Origin of the sequence: Mesorhizobium sp. M7A.F.Ca.CA.004.12.1.1 (assembly GCF_003997835.1) — a bacterium.
GTDB lineage: Bacteria > Pseudomonadota > Alphaproteobacteria > Rhizobiales > Rhizobiaceae > Mesorhizobium.
Window position 1 is genome coordinate 1 of the sequence record NZ_RZRK01000404.1, and the last position, 5,605, is coordinate 5,605.

Sequence of the window (5,605 nt, forward strand, 5' to 3'; positions counted from 1 at the left end):
GTGGCATCGCGCTGGCGGTGCCGATCGTCGGCATCACCGTTTCCGCCTACGACCCGGCCTTCGACGCCCAGGCCGATGTTCCGCCGCAGGTCGGCCAGTTGCTGAACGATCTCATCGCCACGATAGAGGGCCGCTGATGCTGAAAGCCCGTGTCATCCCCTGTCTCGACGTCAAGAACGGCCGTGTCGTCAAGGGCGTCAACTTCGTCGATCTCGTCGACGCCGGCGATCCGGTCGAGGCGGCCAAGGCCTATGACGCGGCCGGCGCCGACGAACTCTGCTTCCTCGACATCACCGCTTCGTCGGACAATCGCGAGACCATCTTCGACGTTATCGCACGTACCGCCGAACAATGCTTCATGCCGCTGACCGTTGGCGGCGGCGTGCGCCAGGTCGCCGATATCAGGAAGCTGCTTTTGGCCGGCGCCGACAAGGTGTCGATCAACACGGCCGCGGTGAAGAACCCGGATTTCGTTGCGGAGGCCGCCGACAAGTTCGGCAACCAGTGCATCGTCGTCGCCATCGACGCCAAGAAGGTGTCGGGCACCAGTGAGACCGACCGCTGGGAGATCTTCACTCATGGCGGCCGCGAAAAGACCGGCATCGACGCGGTCGAATTCGCCCGGAAAATGGTCGATCGCGGCGCCGGCGAGATCCTGCTGACCTCGATGGATCGGGACGGCACCAAGGCCGGCTACGACATCGCGCTGACCCGCGCGATATCAGACGCCGTGCGCGCGCCGGTGATCGCCTCCGGCGGCGTCGGCACGCTCGACCACATGGTCGAAGGCATTCGCGACGGCCATGCCGGCGCGGTGCTGGCCGCGTCCATTTTCCATTTCGGCACCTACACGATAGCGCAGGCCAAGGCGCATATGGCCGCCGCCGGCCTGCCGATGCGGCTGGACTCTGTGAATAATCGGCCCTAAAGCATGATCCCGAAAAGTGGGAACCGGTTTTCGGAAAAGATCATGCTTAAACAAGCAGATAGATGACGCCATGACCGAGTTTTCGCTTTCCGATCTGGAAAAAATCATTGGGGAACGCGCCCATTCAGGAGATCCGGATTCGTGGACGGCAAAATTGTTCGCGCGCGGCATCGACAAGGCGGCGCAGAAGCTCGGCGAGGAGGCCGTCGAGACGGTGATTGCCGCCGTCAGGGGCGACAAACCGGCCATCGTTTCAGAAAGCGCCGATCTTATGTATCATTGGCTCGTCGTTCTCGGCCTCTCGGGAGTTTCGCTGAGCGACGTGCTCAGGGAACTCGAAGGCCGCACCCGGCGTTCGGGCATCGCCGAGAAGGCGTCACGGCCCAAGGGCTGACCGCGAGGAAGGGCAGGTATCTCGATGGATCAGCTCGCGCCGACCGAGAAGTATTCCCCCTTTCGCTTCTTCTCCGCCGAGCAATGGTCGCAATTCCGCGCCGATACCCCACTGACGCTGAGCGCGGACGAATTCCGCCGCCTGCGCTCGCTCAACGATCCGGTCGATCTCGAGGAGGTCACGCGCATCTATCTGTCGCTGTCGCGGCTGTTGTCGGCGCATGTCGAAGCGAGCCAGCTGCTGTTTCGGCAACGCCAGGCCTTCTTCAACGCGGTCGACGTGGTCAAGACACCGTTCATCATCGGCATTGCCGGTTCGGTCGCCGTCGGCAAATCGACCACCGCACGCGTGCTGAAGGAACTGCTGGCGCGCTGGCCGTCGAGCCCCAAGGTCGATCTCATCACCACCGACGGCTTCCTGCTGCCCAACGAGGTCCTGCGCCGCGAGAACCTGATGGAGCGCAAGGGTTTCCCCGACAGCTACGATGTGGGCGCGCTGCTGCGCTTCCTGTCGGGCATCAAGTCGGCGCTGCCCGATGTCCGCGCGCCGGTCTATTCGCACCTGACTTATGACGTCATTCCTGGCGAGTTCGTCACCATCGACCGGCCCGACATATTGATCTTCGAAGGCATCAATGTCCTGCAGCCCGGCAAGCTGCCGCAGGACGGCAAGATCGTCCCTTTCCTGTCGGACTTCTTCGACTTCGCCATCTACATCGATGCCGACGAGAAGCTGATCCACAACTGGTACATTTCCCGCTTCATGCGGCTGCGTGAGACCGCCTTCCGCAACCCGGACTCCTTCTTTCACCGCTATTCGCAGCTGTCGGAGAGTTCGGCGCGCGCCATCGCCGAAGGCCTGTGGACCAACATCAATTTGAAGAATCTGCGCGAGAACATCCTGCCGACGCGGGCCCGCGCCGACTTGATCCTGCGCAAAGGCGCCGACCACCTGATCGAGGAAGTGGCGCTCAGGAAGCTGTGACGGCCGGCTCCGTCACCCGCCGCAGCGTCAGATTGACCCGCCCGCCGTTTTTCAGCAGCGCCGAGGTCGAGGGATAGATCCGATCGACGCCGTGAAAGCACAGCCGCCCCTCGCCGCCGAGCACCACGACGTCACCGCTTTGCAGCCTGAACGACTTGGTGGCGCCATCACGCGTGGTCTGGCCGACTCGGAACAGGCAGTCGTCGCCGAGCGAGACGGAGACGACCGACGCCGAAAGATCGGTCTCGTCGCGGTCCTGATGCAGGCCCATTTTTGCGTCCGGCGTGTAGAAATTGATGAGGCATGCTTCCGGCGGGTGCGAATAGCCCGAGACCTCGCGCCACAGGTCGAGCAGCGCATCCGGAATTGGCGGCCAAGGCGCCCCGGTTACCGGATGCGCCGGCTGGTAACGATAGCCGTGCTCCTTGTCGGTGACCCAGCCGAGCGGCCCGCAATTGGTCATACGCACGCTCATCTCCTTGCCGGTGCGCGGCATGGCCGGCACGAACAGCGGCGCCTGCTGCACGATCCGTCCCACCTCGTCGACCATCTCTTCCTGCGCGCTGCGCGACAGGTAGGCCGGCATGTGGCGGACGCCTTTGGGCAGGACGAGCACGGATTCGATTACCTCTTGGATGGTTCGGAACCGTAAAATGTCACGTTCAAATGAAAACGGCGACCCGAAAGCCGCCGCTCTTGTCGAATTGGCAGCCGCCGATCAGGCGAGGTCGGGAATGCGCAGCACCTGGCCCGGATAGATCTTGTCGGGATGGGTCAGCATCGGCTTGTTGGCCTCGAATATGACCGTGTTCTTGACGCCTTGGCCCTTGCCGTAGCTTTTCTCGGCGATCTTCCAGAGATTGTCGCCCTTCTTCACCGTGTAGAAGGTGGGCTCCTTGGCGGGGGCGGCGGCCGTGCCAGGTGCTGGCGCGACCTGCAATTCGTCCGCCTGCACTTTGGAGACGCCGAGCGTGTTGCCGACGGCGATGACCGCCTTCTCGAAGATCGACTGGTCCTTGACCACACCCTTCAGCACCGCCGTGTCGCCCGTGACGACGCCCTCGACGCCATCGGTGCCGAGCTTGTGCGAATCGAGCTCCTTCTTGAGTGTGTCGGCCGTGGGTGCGGCTTCGTCGTCACCGCCGATGCCCAGTTTCTTGCCGACGCTCTTGACGAAATCGAACATGCCCATCCTTGGTCTCCCTTGCTAATGGCAATGGTTGAACTTTGCATCTGCGGTCCAAAATGGGAAGTCGTTTTGCGCGTGATTGGTGTGGTGCTTAATCGTTCTCCACCCGGCCCCGCAGCTTCTTGATCGTGCCGCGCCCGGCCTTGCTCTTCAGCCGCCGTTCCACGGCACCCTTCGACGGCCGTGTCTTCTTGCGCGGCGGCGGTGGCGGTTCGGCGGCCTTGGCGACCAATGCCGTCAGCCGTGCCCGCGCATCCGCCCGGTTCTGTTCCTGGGTGCGGAAGCGGCCTGCTTCGATGACGATGACACCGTCCTTGGTGGCACGCTGGCCGGCAAGCTTGATCGTCCGCTCGCGCACGCGCTCCGACAGACCCGTTGCGTTGGCCGCGTCGAAGCGCAGTTGCACCGCCGTCGCCACCTTGTTGACGTTCTGGCCGCCGGGACCGGACGAGCGGATGAAATCCTCGTGCAGGTCGCCCGGATGGATCACCGCATCGCCTGATATGATGATGTTGTCGTCGCTCGCCATGCCGCAGTCATGGCGCGGCGGATCGAAAAAGAAAAGGCCCGATCGAACCGGGCCTTTCAACGAAAGCTGACCCCTGTGGCGCGATTACTCCGCCGCTTCCTGCATGCGCGGCGCCGCGCCCAGCACCACGGCGTCGACATGGCTTTCGAATTTCTCGAAATTGACGGCGAACATGCCGACCAGCCGTGCCGCCTGACGGTCGTAGCCGGCCTTGTCGGCCCAGGTCGCCCGGGGGTCCAGAATCATCGGGTCGAGAATGGCGCTATCGATGCCCGGCACAGCCACCGGCACCTCGAAACCGAAATGAGGGTCGGTGCGGAACTCGGCCGTCTTCAGCGAGCCGTCAAGTGCGGCTGCAAGCAACGCGCGCGTCGCCTTGATCGGCATGCGCTTGCCGGTGCCGTAGGCGCCGCCGGTCCAGCCGGTATTGACCAGCCAGCAATCGGCGCCGTGGCGTGCAATCAGCTCGCGCAGCAGATTGCCGTATTCGGAAGGGTGGCGCGGCATGAACGGCGCACCGAAACAGGTCGAAAACGTCGCTTCGGGCTCGGTCACGCCCTTTTCGGTTCCGGCCACCTTGGCGGTGTAGCCGGACAGGAAATGATACATCGCCTGCGCCGGGGTCAGCCGCGCGATCGGCGGCATCACGCCGAACGCATCGGCGGTCAGCATGATGATGTTGTTGGGATGGTTGGCGCGGCCGGTCTTGCTGGCATTGGGGATGAAGTCCAGCGGGTAGGCGCAGCGTGTGTTCTCGGTCAGTCTTCCGTCGTTGAAATCCGGCACGCCATCAGCGTCGAGCACGACATTTTCCAGCACCGTGCCGAAGCGCTGCGTGGTGGCGAAGATTTCCGGCTCGGCTTCCGCCGACAGCTTGATCGTCTTGGCATAGCAGCCGCCTTCGAAATTGAAGATGCCGTGCGGCCCCCAGCCATGCTCGTCGTCGCCGATCAGCGTGCGCGAGGGATCGGCCGAGAGCGTCGTCTTGCCGGTGCCCGACAGGCCGAAGAAGATGGCGGCGTCGCCGGCCGCACCCTCATTGGCCGAGCAATGCATCGGCATCACGCCTTTCGCCGGCAGCAGATAGTTGAGCATGGTGAACACCGACTTCTTCATCTCGCCGGCATAGGAGGTGCCGCCGATCAGCACGATCTTGCGCGAAAGATCGACGGCGATCACCGTTTCGGTGCGGCTGCCGTGACGAAGGGGATCGGCGCGGAAGGACGGCAGGTCGATGATCGTCATCTCAGGCACGAACTGTTCGAGTTCGGCGGCATCCGGACGGATCAGCAGATTGCGGATGAACAGCGAGTGCCAGGCAAATTCGGTGATCACCCTGGTCGGCAGCCTCGACTCCGCATCGGCGCCGCCGACCAGATCCTGGACGTATAGATCCTTGTCCGCGGCATGCGCCTGGAAATCGGCGAGCAGCGTGTCGAACTGGGCCGGCGAGATCGCCTTGTTGTTGTCCCACCAGACATGTGGTTCGGTGGCGCCATCGCGGACGACGAACTTGTCCTTGGGCGAGCGGCCGGTGTGCTGTCCGGTCTCGGCGACCAGCGCGCCATGGGCGGTCAAGCG

General features: G+C 63.6%; 7 protein-coding genes. 3 read left to right on the forward strand and 4 right to left on the reverse strand.

Annotated features, from left to right (window positions below; all coding sequences use genetic code 11):
* Positions 1–133: 133 nt before the first annotated feature.
* The 3 genes from hisF (at position 134) to coaA (ending at position 2,306) form a co-directional block, all read left to right on the forward strand.
* On the forward strand, positions 134–928 hold the full coding sequence (gene hisF / locus EN984_RS20615; protein ID WP_164748906.1) for an imidazole glycerol phosphate synthase subunit HisF: 795 nt from the start codon (positions 134–136) through the stop codon (positions 926–928).
* 70 nt (positions 929–998) lie between these two features.
* Complete coding sequence (locus EN984_RS20620; protein WP_127266881.1) at positions 999–1,322, forward strand: phosphoribosyl-ATP diphosphatase; 324 nt, start codon at positions 999–1,001, stop codon at positions 1,320–1,322.
* A gap of 24 nt (positions 1,323–1,346) precedes the next feature.
* Complete coding sequence (coaA, locus tag EN984_RS20625; RefSeq protein WP_127266882.1) at positions 1,347–2,306, forward strand: type I pantothenate kinase; 960 nt, start codon at positions 1,347–1,349, stop codon at positions 2,304–2,306.
* On the opposite strand, the gene EN984_RS20630 is transcribed toward coaA, so the two are convergent.
* From EN984_RS20630 to EN984_RS20645, 4 genes are all read right to left on the reverse strand, one after another.
* Positions 2,293–2,922: an alpha-ketoglutarate-dependent dioxygenase AlkB gene (locus EN984_RS20630; RefSeq protein WP_127383913.1), complete on the reverse strand. Its 630-nt coding sequence runs from the start codon at positions 2,920–2,922 to the stop codon at positions 2,293–2,295. The two genes, coaA and EN984_RS20630, sit on opposite strands and share 14 nt — an antisense overlap.
* A gap of 102 nt (positions 2,923–3,024) precedes the next feature.
* The gene (lysM, locus tag EN984_RS20635; RefSeq protein WP_127383914.1) at positions 3,025–3,498 is read right to left on the reverse strand and encodes a peptidoglycan-binding protein LysM; all 474 of its coding nucleotides are present in this window, start codon (positions 3,496–3,498) and stop codon (positions 3,025–3,027) included.
* Between the two features lie 88 nt (positions 3,499–3,586).
* Positions 3,587–4,024: an alternative ribosome rescue aminoacyl-tRNA hydrolase ArfB gene (gene arfB / locus EN984_RS20640; protein ID WP_023810634.1), complete on the reverse strand. Its 438-nt coding sequence runs from the start codon at positions 4,022–4,024 to the stop codon at positions 3,587–3,589.
* Between the two features lie 84 nt (positions 4,025–4,108).
* Positions 4,109–5,605 (reverse strand): phosphoenolpyruvate carboxykinase (locus tag EN984_RS20645; protein ID WP_127383915.1); only part of this gene is annotated, 1,497 nt, incomplete at its 5' end.

Coding starts and splice junctions, on each gene's coding strand:
- EN984_RS20620 (WP_127266881.1), top strand. CDS start 999: ATGACCGAGTTTTCGCTTTCCGATCTGGAAAAAATCATTGGGGAACGC.
- coaA (WP_127266882.1), top strand. CDS start 1,347: ATGGATCAGCTCGCGCCGACCGAGAAGTATTCCCCCTTTCGCTTCTTC.
- lysM (WP_127383914.1), bottom strand. CDS start 3,498: ATGGGCATGTTCGATTTCGTCAAGAGCGTCGGCAAGAAACTGGGCATC.
- arfB (WP_023810634.1), bottom strand. CDS start 4,024: ATGGCGAGCGACGACAACATCATCATATCAGGCGATGCGGTGATCCAT.